The organism is Methylophilus sp. DW102 (genome assembly GCF_037076555.1).
Classification (GTDB): domain Bacteria; phylum Pseudomonadota; class Gammaproteobacteria; order Burkholderiales; family Methylophilaceae; genus Methylophilus; species Methylophilus glucosoxydans.
Map to the genome: position 1 here is coordinate 1,704,963 of NZ_AP029023.1, position 23,627 is coordinate 1,728,589.

A 23,627-nucleotide genomic window follows, 5' to 3' on the forward strand; every position below is an offset into this window, starting at 1 on the left:
CGGACAAGGCCAGCACTAAAATGACAGGCCTCTGTTTAAGCGCAAGGTTTGTTGTTATAATGACACCGCATCACGCGGCGCTCTGTTCAAGGGCGCACCCATGGTGCCGGTTTGCCTGATCGGCCATTTGTTGCTGTAGCAAAGACGACTCCAAACCACAACCAAATCAACTTGAACTGTTTTATATTCAGTCTCCTGGAGATTGAAAAACTCGGTTGAGTTACTAAAAGACTCTAGTCCTTTTTTCTTGCTTTAAGGGTAATGTGTGTTTAAGAAAATTTTAGTCGCGAATCGCGGTGAAATTGCGGTGCGCATCGTACGTGCCTGCTCTGAAATGGGCATTAAATCGGTAGCTATTTACTCCGATGCTGACCGCCATGCGTTGCATGTTAAAAAGGCAGACGAAGCCTATAACATTGGCTCAGACCCTGTCGCAGGCTACCTGAACGCACACAATATAGTCAACATTGCTGTGGCTGCAGGCTGTGACGCCTTGCATCCTGGTTATGGCTTCCTGTCAGAGAATCCAGAACTTGCTGAAGTCTGCGCACGTCGCGGCATCAAGTTCATTGGTCCTGATGCCGACGTCATCCGTCAAATGGGTGACAAGATCCAGGCACGTAATGCCATGATTAACGCAGGCATTCCTTGCGTGCCAGGCAGTGAAGGCAATCTGGAATCGGTAGAGGCCGCGGTGACTTTGGCCAATAAAATTGGCTATCCCGTGATGCTCAAGGCGACGAATGGTGGCGGTGGCCGCGGAATTCGTCGTTGCGACAACGAGAAAGAGCTACTCAGTAACTATGACCGTGTCATTTCAGAAGCCAGCAAAGCCTTTGGCAAGCCAGAAGTCTTTCTCGAAAAGTGCGTGGTGCATCCGCGCCATATCGAAGTGCAAGTGCTGGCCGACTCACATGGCAATGTCATTCATTTGTTTGAACGCGATTGTTCCATCCAGCGTCGTAACCAGAAACTGATCGAGATCGCCCCCTCTCCACAACTGACTCAAGCCCAACGTGAATATATCGGTGGTCTGGGTGTGAAAGCGGCTAAGGCCGTCGGCTATGAGAACGCAGGCACGGTTGAGTTCTTGCTGGATTCAGACAATAACTTTTACTTCATGGAAATGAACACGCGCTTACAGGTAGAGCATACTGTGACCGAGACCATTACTGGCGTGGACATTGTTCAACAGCAGATTCGTGTTGCGGCCGGCTTACCGCTGCAATACAAGCAAAGTGAAATTGCTTTCCGTGGCTTTGCCATGGAGTACCGGATTAACGCAGAAGACCCGAAAAAGGACTTCTTGCCCAGCTTTGGTAAAATCACCCGCTACTATGCGCCCGGCGGTCCGGGTGTACGTATGGATGCGGCGATTTACAGCGGATACGTCATTCCGCCTTATTACGACTCCATGTGTGCCAAACTGACGGTTTGGGCTCTGGATTGGGAAAGCGTGATTGAGCGCGGTCGCCGTGCCTTGAATGACATGATTGTCTATGGCGTCAAAACGACCATTCCATACTACCAGCAGATCATGCAGCATCCGGACTTCCGCGCCGCTGATTTCAACACCAGTTTTGTGGAGCAACACCCCGAGCTGACTGAGTACGACGTAGGATTACCCAAAGAGTTGATGGCAGCCGCCATTGCGGCTGCGATTGCCGCCCACGAAGGTATTTGATTAACCCGCATTGCAAGATATTTATTTAGATCGACAAGACTATGAGCAAAATACATGTCACCGAACTCGTTTTAAGAGATGGTCACCAATCCCTGATTGCAACGCGCATGCGCACCGAAGACATGCTGCCGATCTGCAGCAAGCTGGATGAGATTGGGTTCTGGTCTCTCGAAGCCTGGGGCGGTGCAACCTTTGACGCTTGCGTCCGCTTTTTGAAGGAAGATCCATGGGAACGCCTGCGCAGCTTGCGTAAAGCCTTGCCCAATACGCCTATCAATATGTTGTTGCGTGGCCAGAACTTGCTGGGCTACCGTCATTACTCTGATGACGTCGTGCATGCCTTTGTCAAACAGGCAGCCGATGCCGGTGTCGATGTGTTCCGTATTTTTGATGCAATGAACGACATCCGCAACCTGAAAACCGCGATTGAAGCCGTTAAATCGGTCAAGAAACATGCCATCGGCACCCTGTCCTTTACGACCAGCCCGGTGCATGATGTGGCCTACTTTGTGAGCATGGCCAAAGAGCTTGAGGCGCTGGGCTGTGACAGCATTGGCGTCAAGGACATGGCCGGCCTGCTGACACCCACCATGGCTGCCGAACTGGTCAAAGGTCTGAAGGCTGCGGTCAGCGTGCCCGTACACATGCACAGCCATGCCACCTCCGGTCTGGCCAGTATGGTCTTGCTCAAGAGCGTGGAAAGCGGCGTGGATATTATTGATACCTGCAACTCTTCATTCTCCGAAGGTGCCAGCCATCCGACCACAGAAAGCCTAGTGGCCGCATTGAAAGGCACGGAATACGACACAGGCCTCGATTTGGGCAAGTTGCAGGAAATCACCGCCTACTTCAAAGAAGTGCGCAAGAAATACTGGCAATTTGAAAGCGAGTTTACCGGCGTGGATACCCGCGTTCTGGTCAACCAGGTACCAGGAGGCATGATTTCCAACCTGTCCAACCAGCTGAAGGAACAAGGTGCGCTTAACCGTATGGACGAGGTGCTTGCCGAGATTCCACGTGTGCGTCAAGATCTTGGTTATCCTCCGTTGGTGACGCCCACCTCACAAATCGTCGGGACACAAGCTGTACTGAACGTATTGACCGGTGGCCGCTACAAGTCCATTACCAACGAAGTCAAAAATTACTTGTTAGGCCAATATGGCAAAGCCCCTGCGGCAGTGAATGCTGAGGTGCGTAAACAAGCGGTCGGCGATGCTGAAGTCATTACCTGCCGTCCAGCAGACTTGCTGCAACCGGAAATGGTCAAGCTGCAGTCCGAGGCCGAGCGCTTTGCCAATAACGAGCAAGATGTATTGACCTATGCCATGTTCCCGGACATCGGTAAAACTTTCTTGCAAGAACGCAATGCAGGCTCATTGAATCCAGAGCCATTGTTGAGCAAAGACGCGGTCACCCAGCAAACAGCGGCCGCCCGTTATGCGCCGAATGAGTTCAACATTACCCTGCACGGTGAAACCTACCATATCAAGCTGACCGGCAGCGGTCACGCGGGTGAAGAACGCAGACCTTACTATGTCAAGGTAGACGGCATTTCTGAAGAAGTGTTTGTTGAGACCTTGAGCGAAATGGAAGTCAGCGGTGGCGGCAGTAACGGCAGCAAGAAAAAAGCCGCTGCAGTCGCCGCGAGTGGGCGTCCACGCCCTCACCATCCAGGCTGCGTCACCACGGCAATGCCAGGCACGATAGTGACGGTAAAAGTGAATGTGGGTGACAAAGTCAATGCCGGTGATGGCGTGTTGGTGATCGAAGCCATGAAAATGGAAAACGAGATCCAGGCCAGCAAATCGGGCACCGTGGTTGCCATTCATGTGACCAAGGGCGACAGTGTCACGCCAGATGAAACACTGATTGAAATTCAACCTGAATAATTACAATCAACAAAAATCCCTGAAGCAATTCAGGGATTTTTGCTTTTGAGCTGCCTGATCCATGAAACAATCACTGATTCTTGCCTCCTCTTCACGTTACCGTCGTGAAGTATTGCAAAAGCTGCATTTACCGTTTACCTGCCTGTCACCAGAGATTGATGAAACCCCGTTGCCAAATGAAAGCCCCGAACAGACTGCTTTGCGCTTGGCAGAGGCCAAGGCCCGCAAAGTGGCAGAAACCCAGCCTGATGCGCTGATTATTGGCTGCGACCAGGTCGCGACCGTGGATGGTATGCAGATAGGTAAACCTGGTAATCATGCCAATGCTGTCACGCAACTCACCATGCTCAGCGGCAAAGAGGTGGTTTTTCATAGTGCCTTGTGCCTGTATGACAGCCAACGGCAGCACATGCAAGCCACCATCGTGCCCTATTTCGTTAAATTCAAATCCTTAAGTGCCAGCCAGATCGAGACCTACCTGCACCTTGAACAACCTTATGATTGTGCAGGCAGTGCCAAATCTGAAGGCATGGGCATCGCGCTGCTGGACTATATGCGGGGCGATGATCCGAATGCGCTGATAGGACTGCCCTTGATTGCCTTGGTCGAGATGCTGCGACAAGCGGGTGTAGACGTATTATCGGCTTCAACTCGATAGCATAAAACAAAGTCATGTGTTAACTTTTGAACGGCCACTGCGTTTAGGCAATCTCATGCTTAAAACGCAAATAACCCATAACGAAAGGATACACATGCGACTCAGCACCCTGCTATTTTTCTCCATGGGGACGGCTGCATTGACGTACGCAGCCGCTGCACAAGCGGAAACCACCCTCACCAGCCCGCAATCTGACCAGACCAGTGTGGCGGTGACGATTTACAATGAAGACCTTGCGCTGGTCAAAGACAGTCGCAAGTTAAAGTTAAGCAACGGCCTGTCTGCCGTTTCTTTCCGTGATGTCAGTGCGCAGATCAAGCCTGAAACTGCCTTATTGCGTAGCTTGCTCCCTAACACCAGCTTGCAGGTGCTGGAGCAGAACTTCGACTTTGACTTGCTCACCCCGCACAAACTGCTGGAAAAATATGTCGGCCAACAAGTCACCGTGATTCGTACCAACCCGACCACAGGTGCCGAAACTGAAGAAACAGCCACCGTACTCTCTGCCCAGGATGGCCCGGTGCTCAAAATAGGTAACCGTATCGAAACCGTGATCCCGGGCCGTATCGCCTATCCTAACGTCCCCGGCATGCTCAAAGACCGTCCAACCCTGACGACGCAGTTGCAATATAAAGGCGGTGAACAGTCCACTCTGGAGCTCAGTTACCTCACAGGTGGCTTGCAGTGGAAAACCGACTATGTCGCTGAGCTCAGCAGCAAAGAGGATGCGATAGATCTGTCTGGCTGGGTCACGCTCACCAATACCAGCGGCACCAGCTATCCCAACGCAAAAGTGCAACTGGTGGCAGGGGATGTCAACCGTGTGCGTGAAGTGATCCACCCCAAAACCATGATGATGCGCGCGGATGCCATGGTCGCCGAAGCCGCCATGCCCACCGAGCAAGCATTACTCGAATATCATTTATACACCCTGCCACGCCCCACGACCATTGCAGAAAACCAAACCAAACAAGTGGCCTTGCTTTCTGCGCAACATATCCCGGCGCATAAAGAACTGGTACTGAATGGCTCGGAGTATTATTTCCAGGGTCAGTATCCTGATATCGACAAAAAACTCAAAGTACAGGTCTTTGTAGAATTTGATAACAAAGAAAGTAGCCAGTTGGGCATTCCTCTGCCTAAAGGCACCATGCGCGTTTACAAAAAAGATCACGACGGCACGGCACAGTTTGTGGGCGAAGACCAGATCGACCATACACCAAAGAACGACACGGTGCGCCTCAAACTTGGCAATGCCTTTGATGTGACGGCTGACCGTGTGCAAACCGACTTTAAAAACCTGAGCAAGCAAAACCAGCCACCCGTGTATGAAAGCGCTTATACCATCACTTTGCACAACGCGAAAAAAGAAGCGGTCACCGTCACCGTGCAAGAGCCGATTGCAGGTAGCTGGAAAATACTAAGCGAATCACAGCCACACCAGAAAACCAGTGCCCACCAGGCCAGCTGGAAAATCAATGTGCCTGCCGATGGCGATACCACGCTGAAATATCGTGTGCAGGTGAAATATTAGCCTGCCACACTCCCGCTCAACATGCTTCAAGGGCGTCAACAAAAGCATTCTTGCAAAAGAATGCTTTTTTGCTGTCTGGCCGTGGGATAATCACGCTGTTTAACTCATTAAGATTGCCATGACTGCTGGAACCCTCTACTTTATTCCCGTCCCCCTCACCGAGGACACCACGCCCCAACAAGTCGTGCCGCCTGAGGTCATACAACGCATGCACAGCTTGCGTCACTTTATCGTCGAGAACGAAAAAACGGCCCGTCACTTTCTAGGCGCCAGCGGGCACCCAGTGCCTATGCGTGAAATCACGCTCACGGTGCTGACTAAAGATACACCGAATAAAGACCTGCAAAAGTTACTGCAACCTGTGCAACAGGGCATGGATGTTGGCTTGATGAGTGAAGCCGGCTGCCCGGGTATCGCCGATCCGGGGGCCGCGCTCGCCGCCGTCGCTCATCACAAAAGCATACGCGTCACCCCGCTCATCGGCCCCAGCAGCTTGCTGCTGGCACTGATGGTCAGCGGCTTGAACGGCCAGAGATTTACGTTTTTAGGCTATCTTCCTAGCGATAAAAATGAACGTATCAGAACCATCAAAGGCATTGAGTTTGACTCAAAAAAACAGCAAGCGACCCAGCTGTTTATTGAAACACCCTACCGCAACCAGCATGTACTAGAAGACCTGATTGCTAACCTGCAAGCACAAACAAAATTATGTGTGGCGTGCAATGTGTCAGGCAAAGAAGAATTGATTGTGACAAAAACAGTGGCTGACTGGAAAAAAGCACCCCTGCCTGATTTGCATAAAAAACCGACCGTTTTTTTGCTGCTAGCCTAAGGGGTCAAAAACGTACTACCCTCACACCAGAGGTAGCCTCGGGATTGGAGGCTGCCTGCTGCGCCTGATCATAATCACGTTGCGCTTGCAACACCTCATCCATATGCGTCTCAGACCAGTCACGCAATGCGGCTAGCAGGCCCACCAGCGTGTTCCCCAGCGGTGTTATCTTGTACTCCACTCTTGGCGGCACCTCAGGATACACCGTACGCGCAATCAGCCCGTCCCGCTCCAACCCACGCAATGTTTGCGTCAGCATCTTCTGTGAAATTCCGCCAATCTCACGCTGCAAGGTACTAAACCGCTTGGTTTCACTCTCCAGCAACCCCAACACCAGCACTGTCCACTTATCCGCTATCCGGTTCAACATCAAACGTGTCGGGCACGCTGCCTGATACGCATTCCAGCTAGTGACAATCTGCAACGGTTGTTCTATCTCTTCCAGCATGGCTTTCCCTCGGTATCTAAGACGTTCAAGTGAGTGACAAGTGCATAAGTTACTTTAAGGTGCCTACTTACTAAAAGTAACCATTGAAATTATGATGCGCAACACCTATAGCACGCAAGCATTTTCAACTCACTTAAGGAAGCCATATGCATCTATTCAAATCGCTACTCACCACCTTGCTATTCACCACCCTGATAACCAAAGGAACCCTCACCATGGCACAAGACCAAACGCAACAAAACAAACAACTGCTGGCAGACTTTGCCACTGCCGTCTTTGTGAAAAAAGACCTGAGCCAACTGCCCAACTTCATGCAGCCAGGCTATATTCAACACAACCCGCTCGTGCCACAAGGCCTGACTGGCTTCGAGCAATTCTTTAGTGCCTGGTTTAAAGCTGTACCAGACTGGCACTATCAACTGGAAAAGCTGGTCGCCGAAGGGGATACCGTTTGGGCGTATGGCGTGTATTCAGGGACACAAAAAGGCGACTGGTTAGGTATCCCGGCTACAGGCAAGCACTACAGTATTTACGCCGTGGATATTTTCAGGATCGAGAACGGTAAACTGGCCGAGCACTGGGATGTGCTGGATGCTTATGGCTTGTTCAAACAACTAGGCGTTATTCAGTAACTTTCACCGATTAAAAAGGCCTATCCAAGATAGGCCTTTTTTGCGCCTACAGCAATATCCGCTACCGCACTGCTTAAAGCGATTTAAACTATATGATCCAACCGCGGTATTAATCAATCTGTACATCGCTGTTGAAAAAACGCATGCAACACAATCATTACCGAGAAACGGAACGAATATGCCGCCCAAGTGGGCTATTTTTACGGCGGTTTTCATAGCGGATAAAGCAATGGTGATTGTAGAGGCCGTTTAAAAAAGCACTCTTGGACAAGAATTGTTTTTAAGTACTATCGTGGGATAATCCGGCTTTGCAAGCTCCTCTATCTCTTTGGCTGCCATCCTTGATACTTCATTTTATGCGTAAATTTCTGATTGTTAATCTGCTGATCAATTAGTGAGTGCCGGACATGTCAGACCAAGAGCTAAGACGCATCGCACATATTGATATGGATGCTTTTTTCGCATCTTGCGAATTGTCACGCTACCCGGAGTTGAAAGGCTTGCCCATGGTGGTGGCCGGTGGCTCCTCACATGTGCCGAGGATCAGAGAAGATGGCACACGCGAATTCTCGCGCTTGCGTGATTACGCAGGGCGCGGCGTGTTGACCACAGCCACCTACGAAGCGCGGGCGCTAGGCTTGAACTCGGCCATGCCCACCATGCAGGCAGCCAAACTCGCGCCCGATGCGGTCTTGCTACCGGTCAACTTCGAACTCTATCGCCATTACTCGCAGTTGTTCAAAGCAGCGATTCGCAGCATCAGCCCGCAGGTGGAGAATATCGGGATTGACGAGGTCTACGCCGATGTTTCAAGCCTGCCAGGGGATGCTACAGAGATTGCACAACAGCTGAAATCGGCCGTATTTGCGGCCACCGGCCTGACCTGTTCTGTCGGGATCGCCCCCAATAAACTATTGGCAAAGTTATGCTCTGAAATGCAAAAGCCAGATGGCATCACGGTCATCACGATGTCAGATGTCCCCAGCCGCATCTGGCCGATGGCGGCAAAAAAGATCAATGGCATTGGTCCCAAAGCCAGTGCAAAACTCGAATCGTTGCAGATTAAGACCATAGGCCAAATCGCAGCTATGAGCGAAGCCTGGCTTGTTCAACATTTTGGCAATCGCTATGGCAGGTGGTTATACCGTGTTTCCCGCGGGCAGGACGACAGACCGGTCGTGACAGAAAGCGTCCCGGTCTCCATGAGCAGGGAGACCACTTTCGAACGCAACTTGCATCCGGTGAGAGACAAACCAGCGCTGAGCGAGGCATTTACCCGCTTATGTGAACGTGTCGCCAACGATCTGCAGAAGAAAGGCTATACCTGCTGCAAGGTCGGGATCAAGCTGCGTTTTGAGGACTTTAAAACGGTCACGCGTGACCTCACCTTGTCCACGGCGATCAGCGATGCGAAATCGTTACGGCTTTTTGCTGGAAAATGCCTGAAAAGGATAAATCTTGATAAAAGGATACGATTATTAGGCGTAAAAACCAGCGGTCTGCTGCGTGCTGATCGTATAGACCAAACAGATTCAGCGCAATTTACCCTAGACTTTGACGAGTAAGACGCACACGCGTTTAAAACCGGGGCTAGACGGCTACTGCCCCCGCATAAACATCTTGTCCAAATCGGCCAAACTCACCTGAAACCAGGTGGGTCTGCCGTGATTGCACTGCCCGCTTCTTTCAGTCGCTTCCATATCACGCAACAAGGCGTTCATTTCAGTAATGGTCAGTTGCCGGTTAGCACGAACGGCAGCGTGGCAGGCCATGGTACCCAGTACTTCGTTTTGGCGTTCTAGCAGCACGCGGCTGGCGCCATATTCGTGTAAGTCGCGTAATACAGCACGGGCCAGCGCGACGGCATCGGCATCTTGCAGCATGTTGGGGATGGCACGAATGGCAATCGTGGTGGGTGACAAGGTAGCCAACTCAAAGCCCAGTTGCTGTAATGTGTCGCTGCCTTGCAAGGATTGCAGCGTGGCAACTTCAACTTTTTCGGCATAAAAACTGATGGGAATCAGCAACGGCTGAGTTGCGATGGCCTGCTCGCTCAAGGCATTTTTCAGGCGCTCGTACATGATGCGCTCATGCGCGGCGTGCATATCGACCACCACCATACCTTGGGCGTTTTGGGCAAGAATATAAATCCCATGCAACTGCCCCAGCGCAAACCCCAACGGGTATTGTTGCGGCAGATCTGGCGTGGGTTGTATCGGCTGATCCAAGGCCACCACCGAGGCAAACACCTCTAAAGAATTACTTTCAAGGATGGTCGCTTGATCCATCGCGGCCGGTTTTAAGTCGCCGTAGAGTTGACCATAAAACTGCTGCGCCATGTCACCCCCGTTGCTGATATTGGGGGGGTAGCTGCCGCCAAAGGCCGGGCGATTGTGCAGTGGCATTTCCACTTGTTCGCGTGGCATGCTAAACACAGAGGCATCCGTGCCTGGGCGGAAGGGATTAAACGGCGCTTGCACAGGCTGGCTGGCTTGTATCTCGGCAGATGTTTTGCCCAGGGCCTTGTGCAGGCTATGAAAAATAAAACGATGTACTGCTTGCGATTCGCGGAAGCGGACTTCGGTTTTGGCGGGATGCACGTTGACATCGACCAGGGAGGGATCCAGCTCAAGAAACAGCACAAAGGCCGGATGTTTATCGCCGTGCAACACATCCTGATAGGCTTGCTTGATGGCGTGCGCAATCAGCTTGTCGCGCACAAACCGGCCATTCACAAACACATATTGGCTATCGCGGCTGTGGCGCTGGTAAGTGGGCGAAGCGGTCATCCCCCACAGGCGCAAGCCACCGCTATTCTCTTCTAGCCAGAGGCTTTGTGCAGCAAATTCGCTCCCTAACACATCTGTGATGCGTTGCTGCGGGGTATTGGACGCCAAGCGGCTAATGGCTTTGCCATTGTGTTGCAACAAAAACCCGATATTCGGACGCGACAGGGCGACGCGGGTAAAGGCATCTTCACAATGGCCAAACTCGGTATTTTCGGTTTTGAGAAACTTGCGCCGCGCCGGGGTATTAAAGTACAAATCATGCACCTCAACAATGGTGCCTGCATCCAGTGCGGCCGGGCTCAGCTGTGGCGCTTGCGTGCCTTCTGCGGCGATTTGCCAGGCATGACTGGCGCTTTGCTGACGGCTGGTGAGCACAGTACGCGAGATAGAGGCAATACTGGCCAATGCCTCGCCCCTGAAGCCCAGGCTGCCAACTTGTTCGAGATCTTCAAGGCTATCAATCTTGCTGGTGGCATGCCGTGTCAGCGCCAGGGCCAATTCATCCTTGGCAATTCCGTGACCATTGTCGGTGACTTTCAACAGCTTGATACCGCCTTGTTGCAAGGCTATCTGAATCTGCGTGCTGCCTGCATCCACACTGTTTTCGAGCAGCTCTTTCAGGGCGGAGGCTGGGCGTTCAACCACCTCACCGGCGGCAATTTGAGAAATCAGTTGATCGGGGAGAAGTTTAATTTGCATCTTGGCATTTTAAACCGTTTGGTAGAATGACTGTATGTTCTCAGAAGAATTTCAGGCGTATTTATCTCGCTTTACCCTCGCCCGCCAGCTGGGTCGCCAACATCATTTTTATGTCGGGCCCACCAACTCAGGCAAAACCTATCAGGCACTCGAAACCCTGCGCCAGGCTGAGTCTGGCGTTTATCTCGCGCCGTTACGACTGCTGGCAATGGAGGTCCGCGACCGGCTGATGCAGGCCGGCGTCCCTTGCAATCTGGTGACTGGCGAAGAACGTGTCATGGTGCCCGGTGCCAGACACACCGCCTCCACCATCGAAATGCTGCGGCCAGACCACGCCGTAGACGTCGCAGTGATTGATGAAATCCAGATGCTGATGGACCCAGACCGAGGCAGTGCGTGGACAGCGGCGCTGGTCGGGGTCCCGGCAAAACAAGTATTTATCTGCGGGGCGAACAGCGTCACCAGCAGCTGTACCCGCGTGCTGGATAGGCTCAACGAGCCCTACACTCTCACCCATTTACAGCGCATGACACCGTTGCTGATCGAAGAACATAGTATTTGCGGTGCACGCTACCACGCCGCCAAACTACGCAAAGCACTACACACCGGTGATGCCATCATCGCCTTTAGCCGCAAAGATGTGCTCACACTGGCTGCGCGTATCCGCCAATGGGGGCTGTCTGTCGCCACCATCTATGGCGCCCTCTCGCCTGAAGTCCGCCGCGTCGAGTCTGCGCGTTTTGCCAGCGGCGAGGCGCACATCCTGGTCGCCACAGATGCCATCGGCATGGGGCTCAACCTGCCGATTCGCCGCGTGATTTTTGCCAATATCCATAAATTTGACGGCATCGCCTCACGGCCGCTCAATGCCACCGAAATGCGCCAGATTGCCGGTCGGGCCGGACGCCATGGCCTGTATGACACGGGCTATGTCACCGTCCTGGAAGACGACGAGCAATGGCATTTACAGGCTATGTTAGACGCCGATGACACGGTGCCACCATTTGCCTTGCCGATTGCGGTTGGTGGCGAAGATATTGAAACGCTGAGTGAACGCATCCCCACCTGGCGACTGGCCGAATGCATGGAGTACCTGCACAAGCAATATGCCAGGTCACCCGGCCAGTATGCCTTGCAGTGGCAAGTGACAAGCCTGCAACACCAGCAAGCCATGCTGATCGACCAAACCGCACCGCAACTCTCCATGCGGGACAAATACCGCTTGATGTGCGCCCCGCTCGCGATCCAGGTGCCGATTGCACGGGACTATTTTGTGCAATGCGTGCAAGCCGTCGCTACGCAACAAGCCAGGTCATTGCCGCAAATGCCAGAATGGCTGAATGGCCAACAGGCGCAATATCTGGAGCAGGCTGAACTCATATGCCAGCATTTGAGCTTGTATAGCTGGTTATCGTATCAATATCCACGCATCTTTGTGGACAGCGCATTGATTGATGACGCCAGGAAAAAGCTCAATGGTTTTATTGGTCGGGCGTTGAGAGTTCAGGCGGGCTATGGGAAGACGCAGCGAGAGGCGGAATTGGGGCAATACTTTTAACAGATTTTTTACCAAGCGCACTTCCGGTGTCCTTTTCGCCTGTAGGCAAAAATAAGCCCAACCATCGAATAACTTTTGAACCAAATAAATAACACTTATTTTTTAGCGAAGGAAGGATTGGTCGCAATATAAGACTTCACGCCAGACAAAATCGCATTGACCAACTTATCCTGATAAGCATCATCATTCAACCTGGCTTCTTCTTCAGGATTGCTGATAAACGCCGTCTCGACCAGAATCGAAGGGATATCCGGTGATTTAAGCACCGCAAACGCCGCTTGTTCAACATACTTGGAATGGAGCGTATTGATTTTAGCGATGCGTCCCAGCACGGCTTTACCCATGCGGATACTGTCGTGAATAGTGGCCGTTTGCGACAAATCGAGTAAGGTTCTTGCCAGGTCCATATCGCGGGTATCAATCGCCACACCACCAATCAAGTCTACCGCGTTTTCCTTTTTCGCCAGGTAGCGGGCGCCGGCACTGGTGGCGCCACGCTCAGACAGGGCAAACACAGAAGACCCTTTGGCGGTGCTGTTCACAAACGAGTCGGCATGGATGGAAATAAACAAGTCGGCCTTGGCCGCGCGTGCTTTTTTGACACGGTCTCCCAGTGGCACGAAATAATCGCCATCGCGGATCAGGATCGCTTGCATGTTTTCTTCGGCATCGATCTGTTGCTTGAGCTTGCGCGCAATGGCCAGAGTAATGTTCTTTTCGTGGCTGCCATTGGAACCGCGTGCACCAGGATCTTCACCGCCGTGACCGGCATCGACGGCAATGGTAATGAGTTTTTGGCCAGGTTTTGCCTGTTTGAGTGTTTTTTCAACCGGCTTGTCAGTCACTTTGTCCGCCGGTTTTTCGGCAGACTTTTCCACCGTTGCATTGGCATTGTCTGGTGTGGGCTCGGCTGCTTTTTCAGCGGGTTTGTCGTCTTGACGTGGCACTTCTTGCAATTGCCGGGAAGGTGTCAGTACCGGGCTCGCCATGGCTGACTCGACAGGACCACTCGCAGGGCCTATGCTGATGGCCAAGCGTTGTTGCGAGCTGCCCGCATTCATATCGGTGACCTGCGGTTTAATATCAGATTTGATGTCAAAAACGATACGCGCCGTTTTCTCGGTAAACGGCGCAATGCGGATTTTAGACAGGTAAGGATGTTGGGCATCCAACTGCAGCGCGAGCGCTTTCAGGGTCGGGCTGATGGCAACACCGTCCATATCAATCACCACGCGGAATGGATTATCCAGCGTGAAGACACGGTATTTGACTTGCTGGTCGAGCAAAAGCTCGACATGTGCCTGACCGCCTTGCTGCTGCAAATTGGCCAGGATGACTTCAGCGGCATGTGCGGCCTGACTCAGGATGAATAACAGGACTGGCAATAGCCAGCCCAGGCAATGCTTACGCTTTACTGGCATAGTGTTTCCAAGGCCAACGCCTGCTGACTAGTGATGTGCAGCACGCGGCCGTGCGGCAGGATATCAAAGCGAATCTCGATGTCTGCGACAGGCAATAGCTCGGCTGCACGCTCAGGCCACTCGACCAGGCAAACACTGGCAGGGTTGAAATAATCGCGGAAGCCGGCAGCTTCCCATTCCTCTGCATCCTGAAAGCGGTAAAGATCAAAGTGATAGCACGTGGCGAATGGCAGCATATAGGGTTCCACCAGCGTATAGGTGGGGCTTTTCACTTTGCCGACATGCCCCAAGGCATGCAGCATGCCGCGCACCAGCGTGGTTTTACCGGCCCCCAGATCACCGTGCAGGTAAATGACCTGCCCAGGCTGCAATTGCTTTGCCAGCACGCTTGCGGCATGCACGGTCGCTGCTTCGTCTTTTAAAATCTGTGTAGAATACGTTTCTGTCATGTCACATCAATCACATCCCGTCCCGATTCAACTGCCTGATGTTCATGTCGCTGCGCAAATGGCAGCGACCATCAAGGGCTTGGCGCGAGAACTGGGGTTTGGCAATATCGGCATTACCGATACCGACTTGTCTGCCGCGGAGCCTGAATTTTTAAAGTGGCTGGACAAACAATACCACGGCGATATGGATTATATGGCAAAACATGGGACCAAGCGAACCCGTCCGGCAGAATTGGTGCCTGGCACCTTGCGCGTGATCTCGGTCAACCTCAATTATTTGCCCGCAGATGCAGCCGACGGCTGGCAGGTGCTGGAGAGCCCTGAGCAGGCTTATGTCGCCCGCTATGCCATGGGGCGCGATTACCATAAAGTGATGCGGCAAAAATTGCAGCAATTGTGTACCCGCATCACCGAGACCTTTGGCAGTTTTGAATACCGTGTATTTGCCGACAGTGCGCCGGTGATGGAGGTAGCACTGGCCACCAAAGCCGGTGTGGGCTGGCGCGGCAAGCATACGCTGCTACTCAATCGCCAGCAGGGATCATGGTTTTTTCTGGGGGAAATTTATACCAACCTGCCGCTACCAGTGGACCCGCCCACCTCTGCACATTGCGGCAGTTGCACTGCGTGCATCACTGTCTGCCCGACCGCTGCCATCGTTGCACCTTACGAACTAGACGCCCGCCGCTGTATCTCTTACCTCACCATAGAACATCAAGGCAGCATTCCCGAGGAGTTAAGGCCACTGATGGGCAACCGGGTGTATGGCTGTGACGATTGCCAGCTAACCTGCCCGTGGAACAAGTTTGCCGTCAAGACCTCAGAGCCCGACTTTGCGGTACGGCATGGGCTGGACAGCCTGAGCCTGGTGACCTGTTTTGGCTGGACCGAAGCTGAATTTCAGCAAAAAATGGCGGGGAGCGCGATCTACCGCATAGGCTACACGCAGTGGTTGCGCAATATTGCCGTCGGCTTGGGTAATGCGCCGACGTCGATGGCGGTGATTGCAGCACTGAAGTCACGGGCACAGGATGAAAATGCCTTGGTGCGGGAGCATGTGGCCTGGGCACTGGCGCAACACCAGGCGCACGCGCATGAAGGCTTATGCTGAGCGGGTAGTGGACTCGGCCAGCAAGGCAGCACCCAGCATGCCCGCAATATCGCCAGAGCGAGATAGATGAACCACGACCTTGCCTCTGAGTACCGGGATCAAGTCAGCTTCCAGCCGTTGATAAAACGCCTCAGACATCAGCGACCATGCGGCAACCACGCCACCGCCAATCAAAACGGTGCCGACATCAACCACCTTGAGTACACTCGCCAGCATTTGCGCCAGTTTGCGACCAGCATCCGCGTAGACTGCGCGCGCATGTTCATCGCCCTGCTCCGCAGCCAGCGCAATCTCCAAAGCACTCCTTGTCTGGCCAGTCAACTCGGCATAGCCTCTGCTGATGCCGGTGGCAGAAGCATATTGCTCAACGCAACCTCGGTTACCACAGCCACACAAGCGGCCTTGATGCTCCACAATAATATGCCCGGCCTCGAGCGCATAACCATGCTGCCCGGCCCAAACATGACCATTCACGACCAAGCCGGCACCCACTCCGGTGCCCAGGCCCAGATACAGCAAACCACCAGCTGGCTGACCAAGCAGGCTAAATTCCCCAAAGGCTGCAGCATTGGCATCGTTCTCGACCCGGATATTGAAACCAAGCCGGGCACCGAGATCGTGGCCCAGATTCACGTTCAACAAGCCCGGTAAATTGGGCGATTGCGCCAGGATACCCGTGTGCGGATCAATAAAGCCGGGAAAACCAATGCCTATACTCTGAATCGTCGGATATTTTTCAAGCAATGGCTGGATGGCTTCTGCCGTAACCGCAATAATCTTTTGCCAGGCCTGTGCTGGCGAGTGCTGCTTGCAAATGGCAGAATAGTTTGCCTCAAAACGCGTTTCTTCAATCAGGCGCAGATCAGAAAACACACCTAAACGCAGATTGGTCCCGCCCACATCCAGACCCAAACGATAAACCGGAGTCACATCACGCATGGAAGCGGCCACTTTCTTCAACACTGTGTCTAAAAGACAATAATTTCTCTTCACTCAGTTGCGACCATTGCATGCGCCAGCACCAGTTACCTTCTATGGTGCCTGGCGTGTTCATGCGCGCCTGGCTGTCCAGCGCGAGAATGTCTTGCATGGGGATAATTGCCAGCTTGGCCTGGCTCTCCAGGGTCAGTTTAATCAGGGCTGCGGGCATTTGCGGAGGATGTTGATTCAGGTAATCATGTAAATGATTACGCACATGCTCTGGCGCGGTGAGGTACCAGCCCAGGGTGGTATCGTTATCATGCGTGCCGGTATAAGCAACGCTGTTTTGTTCTATGTTTTCTGGCAAGTAAGGATTGTCTTCACCGCCACCAAACGCAAACTGTAAAATTTTCATGCCAGGCAAGTCGAATCCATGGCGCAAGGCATCCACCTCTGCGGTGATAATGCCCAAGTCCTCAGCCACCAGACTCAGCTCCGGGAAGGTCTCGGTGATGGCGTTTAACAGCGCTTCACCTGGCGCCTCTTGCCAAGTCCCGTTAATGGCAGTGGGCTCTTCTGCGGGGATTTCCCAAGCGGCCTGCAAGCCCCTGAAGTGATCAATCCGTAGCACATCAAACAGCTGTGCCTGCGTATCGATACGCCCCAGCCACCATGAAAACCCATCTTTTTGCATGGCCAGCCAGTCGTAATGCGGATTCCCCCAGCGTTGTCCGGTTTCAGAGAAATAGTCTGGCGGCACACCCGCTACGACGGTCATGTTCAGGGTGTCATCCAGCTTGAACCATGCGGGATGCGCCCAGACATCGGCACTGTCGTAAGCGACAAAAATCGGGATATCGCCAAACAAGCGAATGCCGCGCTGATTGGCGTAACGCTTGAGCTGCGCCCATTGCTGAAAAAACACATACTGCGTAAACTTAATCAGCGTCAACGGCTCCTGGTGCGTGACCCGATAAGCTTGTAAGGCTTGTGGATCATGCTTGCGGTAAGCTTGTGGCCATTGCTGCCAGCTTTGATTATGGTGCTGCTCACGCAAGCAGCCAAACAAGGCAAAATCTTCCAGCCAGTATTGCTGCGTCTGACAGAATCTCGCAAACCCGGACCAGGACAGGCCATGGCCTTCGCCATGTGTGGGGGCGCTGCCTGACTGCACGCGCGCCATGACTTTAGCCATCAATGCAGGCAAACTCAGCGTGAGCTCATTGGGCAGACACCAGCCATCAAGCTGTAATTGCTGCGCGCTGATCATGCCGCTATGTCCTGCATGCGCGGAGACACTTTGATAGGGCGACTGGTCTCCATGTGGCTGGTTGACCGGCAAGGTCTGCCACACCGATACGCCCATTTTGACCAGGGTGTCTACAAAACGATAGGCCTCTGGGCCGAGATTGCCCTCAGGCAATGAAGTGATGTGCATCAGCACACCCGCTTGTCTATGTTGCGTCATGGATTGGCATTCAAATCAGTTGAAAGAATCAGGCGTTGCCCCGGCGCATGGTGCCTGCATTTTCGGCATCGCCACCGCCCAGACTGATGGGTTGTAACAAATGTGCAGGGGCTGTCAGGCCAAGTAATTTGTACAGGTTGCTCAAATTACGGCGATAGAGTTGGTCAAAACTTTGTACGCTTTGGGCGCTGTTGTAATCGCCAAACCACCAGAACCAGTCCGAGCCTTCGCACAGGGCCAATTGCTGCTGGCATTTTTGTTTCTGTTCGGCTGAAAGTTGGTGTATCTGTTGATCATAATGCCGCTTGGCTACGCATAACAGATCCCAGGCACGGTTTTTGGCCGGCTCCCCAATCCAGGTACTAAAGGTGCCATAGACCCAACTCCCGGCGCAAATATCATCCAGCAAGCGTGGCGCTGGCAATGTGTGTTTCTGCTGCAAAGCGAGAATATCGCTAAAAGTCGTCATCTGGATATCCGGATGCTGCGCCAGCGCCTGATAGAGCTCGTGCAAGAAATAATAACCGTTGTATGGATAGTATTCCCAGGCATTCTCGCCATCCAGAATCACGCTAACCACCGGCGTCTCTTCACTGTTAGCCAGGATATGCTCCAGCGACTGAATAAAGTCATGCACCGCTTCGCTTGCGTATTGCTTGGAATACTCAAAACCAATTTTGTCAGACAGATGGTCGTCACGGAAAAAGCACACAATATCCTGCTGACCATTGGTGATCTTATAAGGCTGATACAGGTATTGCGCTGGCGTGTCGTGCGGCAGCCCAAGTTTACGCAAGCTGTTGGCAAGCACACCCTGGCCAGTGGCTGCCCAGGCCACGCCCTGCTCTGCCAGCAACGACAGTGCAGGATGCGAGACCGCGCCTTCAGCAGGCCACATACCATTGGCGGGCTGACCAAATATTTTTTCATGATAGCGCTGTGCCGCCTGCACATGAGCAATCGCACGCGGATAACCGTCTGGATAGGTGGCTGACTGCGGCAACGGCGCATTGGGCATGGCGTCACGCGCACTTTCCAAATCAATGAGCAATGGCAAGATGGGATGGTAGTAAGGCGTGGTGGTCATTTCAATGCGGCCTTTTTTCAGCAAGGCCTGATAGCGCGGCAAAATGCCTTGCAAGGTCTCGCTGATCACGGCTAACAGCGCTTGCCTGTCTTCCAGGGTAAACAACACGCCTTTTTGCATCAGGGTTTGCACAGTTTTGTTTTTGCGGCGCAAGCTCTCCCCCGTCCATGCCAGGTGGTACCAGACCAGCAAGTCCGCTTTAAATTGCGCCGAGAGATAATGAAACTGGCCGTTTTGCATGATAGGCGCCACCAGTTCATACAGCTTGAGCAAACGCTGATAATGCGGAAAAGGACTCAACATTTTTTCATGGTGTGCCTTGAAACAGCTGTCCACAATCAGGCGACACTCTTCATCCGTGATGTTTTCCAGATTGGGATCTGCCAGCAAACGCAGTAATGGGTCGCGCCACTGTCCAGACCGTGACTGCTCAGCATAATCTTCGAGCTGCTCCACCAGAATAGGTACAAAATTGAACGTTACCCTGGCGTTTGGATTTTGCTCCAGGTGAAAGGCCATATCACTGTAATCCTTGAGCGCATGCAAATACGTCCATGGCAGCACAAACTCGCCTGTCACCAGATCACGGTAATCCGGTTGGTGCATGTGCCAATATAAATTCAAGAGCAATTTTTTATCGGACATCCTTCAACCTCTTTCACTCATTCAATGACTTTTAAACTACTTCACACGGTATAAATCTTGGCCCAGCATGTCGGGTGTGACCAGTACGATGCCTTTTTCAGAGACATGAAAGCGCTTTCTATCTCGCTCCAGATCGACACCGATCTGCATGCCAGCAGGAATCTCGCAGCCGCGGTCTATCACTGCGTTGCGCATGATGACCCCCTCGTTAATTTTGACCTTGGGCAGCACTACAGCGCCATCCAGATCGGAATAATCCGCTACATGCACGCCGGAAAAAAGCACTGAGTTAGACACGCAAGAACCACTGATCAGGCAGCCCCCTGACACCAGCGAGTCTGTCGCCTTGCCCGTACGGCCTTCATCCTTGAATACAAATTTTGCCGGCGGCAGTTGTTCCTGATATGTCCAGATCGGCCATTCACTGTCATACAGATTGAGCTCTGGAATCACCTTGGTCAGCTCCATATTAGCTTCCCAGTAGGCATCTATGGTTCCCACATCCCGCCAGTAAAAGTTGTTGCCTTGTGCACCGACGCAACTATCGGTAAATCGGTGCGCCTGTACCCGGTATTTTTTGATGATGTAAGGAATAATGTCCTGCCCAAAGTCATGGTGTGACTTGCGGTCATAAGCATCCCGGATCAATTGTTCGTACAAAAATTTGGCATTGAAGATATAAATACCCATGCTGGCAAAAGCCACCTCGGGATTGTTCGGGCTAGGCTTGGGATGCGCTGGCTTTTCATCAAAGGCGATCACGCGGTCGGTGGCGTCCACCTCCAATACCCCAAACCCTTTGGCGTCTTCGAGCGGCACATTGATGCATGCAATGGTCATATCGGCATTGCTGCGTGCATGCGTCGCCAGCATTTTGCCGTAGTCCATTTTATAGATATGGTCGCCGGCCAGGACCAGAATATATTCGCCGCCATTCTCTCGCAGCAAATCAATATTCTGATAGACCGCATCAGCCGTGCCTTTGTACCATTCCTCGCCCAGACGCTGCTGGGCAGGAATAATGTTGACGTATTCGTTAAACTCCCCACGCAAAAAGCCCCAGCCGCGCTGAACATGCTGAATCAGGCTTTGCGCTTTGTATTGGGTCGCCACATTAATGCGGCGGATGCCAGAGTTAATGCAATTAGACAAGGGGAAGTCGATAATGCGGAATTTGCCACCAAACTGTACAGCCGGTTTGGCCCGCCAGTCTGTGAGGTTTTTTAACCGGCTGCCACGACCACCCGCCAGGATAATGGCAACGGTATTTTTCGTCAGGTTACTGATAAACCGGTCGGAGGGACGTTCTTGCCGCCGGTTGGCTTTACGACGTTCAACAAACTCTGCTACTTGAGACATGATGCTATTCCTGTTTTTCCTGATCCTGGGAACCAGCCTACAGTCATTATTGTCAGCGTTGCGCGTTTCAGCAGAGACGACACAAGGCTTTGCATCTGCAGGTCTGACATCCACAGTCTGCATGATAATTGGGGTAAAGACAACGAAATTCCGGGGGCGAATGACGTAAATCTTAACTTTTTTTGATAGCATGGAATCTGCTTAACCGGATACCGACAGCATGACTGCCAAAGCTTCTCATCAAATTGCCACCGACAATCATCATTTGCAACGGATTTTAGACGCTACCCATCATAATCCCTTTGAATATTTGGGGTCGCATCAGAATGCGAAAACCAAACGCTGGCAGGTGCGTGTGTTCATACCAACGGCAGAACAAGTATGGCTCAACAATGGCAAAAATTGGCAGCCCATGCAGCAGGCGCATGCCCAGGGCTTGTTTATTTACGAGTCAGACAGTCCTGTTTCAACCCCTGCCCCACTGCAAATTCAGCCCAAGGGGCAAGCTAGCCGTTACGAAACCCTGGATGTCTATGGTTTTGACAGCACCGTGTCTGCCGATGACCTGTATCTGTTTGCTGAAGGTCGTTTTTACCAGGCCTACAATACCCTGGGCGCGGTCCCCATGCAGGTGAATGGGGTGGCGGGCGTCCGGTTTGCTGTCTGGGCGCCCAATGCGTCACGGGTCAGTGTGGTCGGCAACTTTAACCAGTGGGATGGCCGTATCCATGCCATGCGTGTCATTGGTAGCACCGGTGTTTGGGAGTTATTTATTCCCCACCTGACCGAACATGATTTATACAAATTTGAGATCCGCAACCGCGAGCATGGCTATGTCATGCTCAAGGCCGACCCCTATGGCAGAGCCTTTGAGCCTAGACCCGGCACGGCCAATCGCATCTGCCATAGCGAGTACACCTGGCAAGATGATGGCTGGTTGCAGCAACGCCAGCAGCATGACTGGCTGCATGCCCCATTTAACTGTTATGAAGTGCATTTAGGCAGTTGGCAACGAGACCCAAACGGCCACTTTATGGGCTATCGCGCCATGGCAGAGGCGCTGATTCCACATTTGCTAGAGATGGGCTATACCCATATCGAGCTGTTACCAATTGCCGAACATCCGCTGAATGAATCCTGGGGTTATCAGGTGACGGGCTACTTTGCCCCCACCCAGCGCTATGGCAGCCCGGATGATCTTAAATATTTTATTGACCGCTGTCATGCCGCCAATATCGGCGTCATTCTGGACTGGGTCCCTGGTCACTTCCCCAAAGATGACTGGGCGCTGGCGCGTTTTGATGGCACGGCGCTGTATGAACATGCAGACCCCCGCCTGGGCGAACATATGGACTGGGGCACCTATATCTTCAATTATGGCCGCAATGAAGTGCGCAGCTTTTTACTCAGCAATGCTTATTACTGGCTGCAAGAGTTTCACATTGACGGCTTGCGTGTGGATGCCGTGGCGTCCATGCTCTACCTGGATTACTCGCGCAAAGATGGAGAATGGTTGCCTAATGTCTATGGCGGACGTGAAAACCTGGACGTGATCGAGTTTCTCAAGCAACTGAACGTGATGGTGGGCGAACGCTTCCCCGGCGCATTGACGATAGCCGAGGAATCAACGGCCTGGCCCGCCGTTTCGCGACCGGTCTATGCCGGGGGCCTGGGGTTCAGTATGAAATGGAATATGGGCTGGATGAATGATGTCCTGACCTACATGCAACTGGATCCGGTCTACCGCCAATACCACCATAATCGCCTGACCTTTGGTCAGATGTACGCTTATTCCGAGAACTTTGTCCTGCCGTTCTCGCACGACGAAGTGGTCCACGGCAAAAAGTCCTTACTCGAAAAAATGCCTGGGGATGATTGGCAAAAATTCGCCAACTTGCGTCTGTTGATGACCTTGCAAATGACCATGCCAGGTAAAAAGCTCAACTTTATGGGCAATGAAATTGCCCAGCGCCGTGAGTGGCGTGTCAACCAAAGCCTGGACTGGCATTTACTTGAAGACACTGCCGCTGACCATGACCTGCATCGAGGTATACAGCGCGTTTGCAAGGACCTCAACTGGCTCTATCGCCATCAAAGCGCACTCCATGCCCATGACTTTGATGCACAGGGCTTTCAATGGATAGACTGCGAAGATGCCGCGCAATCAATATTAAGCTACGTCAGACGCGGCAAAGACCATAGTTTTGTTATAATCCTACTTAATTTCACACCGGTACCGCGCCATCAATACCGTTTGGGCGTACCACAATCGGGTTACTATCAGGAATTGTTTAACAGTGACGCCGCTTGTTATGGTGGCAGCAATGTTGGTAATGGTTCCGGCTGTCCTAGTGACCCCGTGCCATGGATGAACCAGCCAGCCTCCATCAGCCTAAACTTGCCGCCACTTGGGGGTGTCATACTTCAGTTACAATAACTGGTT

The 23,627-nt window shown here is 52.6% G+C and carries 18 protein-coding genes; 10 read left to right on the plus strand and 8 right to left on the minus strand.

Annotated elements, in window-relative coordinates:
* The first annotated feature begins 265 nt into the window (after nt 1-265).
* The 5 genes from AACH41_RS07835 (at nt 266) to AACH41_RS07855 (ending at nt 6,597) form a co-directional block, all read left to right on the plus strand.
* Complete coding sequence (locus tag AACH41_RS07835) at nt 266-1,684, plus strand: acetyl-CoA carboxylase biotin carboxylase subunit (protein WP_275355359.1); 1,419 nt, start codon at nt 266-268, stop codon at nt 1,682-1,684.
* 41 nt (nt 1,685-1,725) lie between these two features.
* Complete coding sequence (oadA, locus tag AACH41_RS07840) at nt 1,726-3,573, plus strand: sodium-extruding oxaloacetate decarboxylase subunit alpha (protein WP_275355360.1); 1,848 nt, start codon at nt 1,726-1,728, stop codon at nt 3,571-3,573.
* 61 nt (nt 3,574-3,634) lie between these two features.
* Complete coding sequence (locus AACH41_RS07845; protein WP_338654277.1) at nt 3,635-4,231, plus strand: Maf family nucleotide pyrophosphatase; 597 nt, start codon at nt 3,635-3,637, stop codon at nt 4,229-4,231.
* Nucleotides 4,232-4,325: 94 nt separating this feature from the next.
* Complete coding sequence (locus AACH41_RS07850) at nt 4,326-5,765, plus strand: DUF4139 domain-containing protein (RefSeq protein ID WP_338654280.1); 1,440 nt, start codon at nt 4,326-4,328, stop codon at nt 5,763-5,765.
* A gap of 118 nt (nt 5,766-5,883) precedes the next feature.
* Nucleotides 5,884-6,597 (plus strand): SAM-dependent methyltransferase, encoded by a 714-nt coding sequence (locus AACH41_RS07855; protein ID WP_338654283.1) that lies wholly within the window; start codon nt 5,884-5,886, stop codon nt 6,595-6,597.
* A gap of 4 nt (nt 6,598-6,601) precedes the next feature.
* On the opposite strand, the gene AACH41_RS07860 is transcribed toward AACH41_RS07855, so the two are convergent.
* Nucleotides 6,602-7,045 carry a helix-turn-helix domain-containing protein gene (locus AACH41_RS07860; RefSeq protein ID WP_338654284.1) on the minus strand — a complete coding sequence of 148 codons (444 nt, stop codon included), beginning with the start codon at nt 7,043-7,045 and terminating at the stop codon, nt 6,602-6,604.
* 146 nt (nt 7,046-7,191) lie between these two features.
* Between AACH41_RS07860 and AACH41_RS07865 the strand changes: the two genes are divergently transcribed.
* Nucleotides 7,192-7,677, plus strand: coding sequence for an ester cyclase (locus AACH41_RS07865; RefSeq protein WP_338654285.1), 486 nt, complete (start codon nt 7,192-7,194; stop codon nt 7,675-7,677).
* 407 nt (nt 7,678-8,084) lie between these two features.
* Nucleotides 8,085-9,242, plus strand: coding sequence for a DNA polymerase IV (dinB, locus tag AACH41_RS07870; RefSeq protein ID WP_338654286.1), 1,158 nt, complete (start codon nt 8,085-8,087; stop codon nt 9,240-9,242).
* A 33-nt stretch (nt 9,243-9,275) separates the two neighbouring features.
* Here dinB and mutL read toward each other — a convergent pair whose 3' ends face one another.
* The gene (mutL, locus tag AACH41_RS07875; protein ID WP_338654288.1) at nt 9,276-11,165 is read right to left on the minus strand and encodes a DNA mismatch repair endonuclease MutL; all 1,890 of its coding nucleotides are present in this window, start codon (nt 11,163-11,165) and stop codon (nt 9,276-9,278) included.
* A gap of 34 nt (nt 11,166-11,199) precedes the next feature.
* Here mutL and AACH41_RS07880 point away from each other — a divergent pair, with 34 nt between their 5' ends.
* Entirely contained in the window at nt 11,200-12,723 is a 1,524-nt protein-coding gene (locus AACH41_RS07880) for a helicase-related protein (protein ID WP_338654291.1), read from the plus strand.
* 95 nt (nt 12,724-12,818) lie between these two features.
* Here AACH41_RS07880 and AACH41_RS07885 read toward each other — a convergent pair whose 3' ends face one another.
* Entirely contained in the window at nt 12,819-14,144 is a 1,326-nt protein-coding gene (locus tag AACH41_RS07885; protein ID WP_338654293.1) for an N-acetylmuramoyl-L-alanine amidase, read from the minus strand.
* On the minus strand, nt 14,135-14,593 hold the full coding sequence (tsaE, locus tag AACH41_RS07890; RefSeq protein ID WP_194747702.1) for a tRNA (adenosine(37)-N6)-threonylcarbamoyltransferase complex ATPase subunit type 1 TsaE: 459 nt from the start codon (nt 14,591-14,593) through the stop codon (nt 14,135-14,137). Before tsaE ends, AACH41_RS07885 begins: the two co-directional genes overlap by 10 nt.
* On the opposite strand from tsaE, the gene queG reads away from it, so the two are divergent.
* A complete protein-coding gene (gene queG, locus AACH41_RS07895) occupies nt 14,592-15,704 on the plus strand; it encodes a tRNA epoxyqueuosine(34) reductase QueG (protein WP_338654294.1) in 1,113 nt (370 codons plus the stop codon). The genes tsaE and queG overlap by 2 nt on opposite strands.
* On the opposite strand, the gene AACH41_RS07900 is transcribed toward queG, so the two are convergent.
* The 4 genes from AACH41_RS07900 to glgC are packed head-to-tail and all read right to left on the minus strand — an operon-like array spanning nt 15,696 to nt 21,184.
* Nucleotides 15,696-16,643 carry an ROK family protein gene (locus tag AACH41_RS07900; RefSeq protein WP_338654295.1) on the minus strand — a complete coding sequence of 316 codons (948 nt, stop codon included), beginning with the start codon at nt 16,641-16,643 and terminating at the stop codon, nt 15,696-15,698. The genes queG and AACH41_RS07900 overlap by 9 nt on opposite strands.
* Nucleotides 16,636-18,093 carry a 4-alpha-glucanotransferase gene (malQ, locus tag AACH41_RS07905; protein WP_194747708.1) on the minus strand — a complete coding sequence of 486 codons (1,458 nt, stop codon included), beginning with the start codon at nt 18,091-18,093 and terminating at the stop codon, nt 16,636-16,638. The genes AACH41_RS07900 and malQ overlap by 8 nt, the downstream gene beginning before the upstream one ends.
* A gap of 28 nt (nt 18,094-18,121) precedes the next feature.
* A complete protein-coding gene (locus AACH41_RS07910) occupies nt 18,122-19,825 on the minus strand; it encodes a glycoside hydrolase family 57 protein (protein ID WP_338654296.1) in 1,704 nt (567 codons plus the stop codon).
* A 36-nt stretch (nt 19,826-19,861) separates the two neighbouring features.
* Entirely contained in the window at nt 19,862-21,184 is a 1,323-nt protein-coding gene (glgC, locus tag AACH41_RS07915) for a glucose-1-phosphate adenylyltransferase (RefSeq protein WP_194747711.1), read from the minus strand.
* A 220-nt stretch (nt 21,185-21,404) separates the two neighbouring features.
* Here glgC and glgB point away from each other — a divergent pair, with 220 nt between their 5' ends.
* Nucleotides 21,405-23,621 (plus strand): 1,4-alpha-glucan branching protein GlgB, encoded by a 2,217-nt coding sequence (glgB, locus tag AACH41_RS07920; RefSeq protein ID WP_338654299.1) that lies wholly within the window; start codon nt 21,405-21,407, stop codon nt 23,619-23,621.
* The last annotated feature ends 6 nt before the right edge of the window (nt 23,622-23,627 follow it).

Bases quoted from the DNA above. Each gene is read 5' to 3' on its own strand.
- AACH41_RS07845 (WP_338654277.1), top strand. From the start codon at position 3,635: ATGAAACAATCACTGATTCTTGCCTCCTCTTCACGTTACCGTCGTGAA.
- AACH41_RS07850 (WP_338654280.1), top strand. From the start codon at position 4,326: ATGCGACTCAGCACCCTGCTATTTTTCTCCATGGGGACGGCTGCATTG.
- oadA (WP_275355360.1), top strand. From the start codon at position 1,726: ATGAGCAAAATACATGTCACCGAACTCGTTTTAAGAGATGGTCACCAA.
- mutL (WP_338654288.1), bottom strand. From the start codon at position 11,165: ATGCAAATTAAACTTCTCCCCGATCAACTGATTTCTCAAATTGCCGCC.
- tsaE (WP_194747702.1), bottom strand. From the start codon at position 14,593: ATGACAGAAACGTATTCTACACAGATTTTAAAAGACGAAGCAGCGACC.
- AACH41_RS07900 (WP_338654295.1), bottom strand. From the start codon at position 16,643: ATGCGTGATGTGACTCCGGTTTATCGTTTGGGTCTGGATGTGGGCGGG.
- AACH41_RS07855 (WP_338654283.1), top strand. From the start codon at position 5,884: ATGACTGCTGGAACCCTCTACTTTATTCCCGTCCCCCTCACCGAGGAC.
- AACH41_RS07880 (WP_338654291.1), top strand. From the start codon at position 11,200: ATGTTCTCAGAAGAATTTCAGGCGTATTTATCTCGCTTTACCCTCGCC.
- AACH41_RS07865 (WP_338654285.1), top strand. From the start codon at position 7,192: ATGCATCTATTCAAATCGCTACTCACCACCTTGCTATTCACCACCCTG.
- dinB (WP_338654286.1), top strand. From the start codon at position 8,085: ATGTCAGACCAAGAGCTAAGACGCATCGCACATATTGATATGGATGCT.
- AACH41_RS07910 (WP_338654296.1), bottom strand. From the start codon at position 19,825: ATGTCCGATAAAAAATTGCTCTTGAATTTATATTGGCACATGCACCAA.
- queG (WP_338654294.1), top strand. From the start codon at position 14,592: ATGTCACATCAATCACATCCCGTCCCGATTCAACTGCCTGATGTTCAT.
- malQ (WP_194747708.1), bottom strand. From the start codon at position 18,093: ATGACGCAACATAGACAAGCGGGTGTGCTGATGCACATCACTTCATTG.
- AACH41_RS07860 (WP_338654284.1), bottom strand. From the start codon at position 7,045: ATGCTGGAAGAGATAGAACAACCGTTGCAGATTGTCACTAGCTGGAAT.
- AACH41_RS07885 (WP_338654293.1), bottom strand. From the start codon at position 14,144: ATGCCAGTAAAGCGTAAGCATTGCCTGGGCTGGCTATTGCCAGTCCTG.
- glgB (WP_338654299.1), top strand. From the start codon at position 21,405: ATGACTGCCAAAGCTTCTCATCAAATTGCCACCGACAATCATCATTTG.
- glgC (WP_194747711.1), bottom strand. From the start codon at position 21,184: ATGTCTCAAGTAGCAGAGTTTGTTGAACGTCGTAAAGCCAACCGGCGG.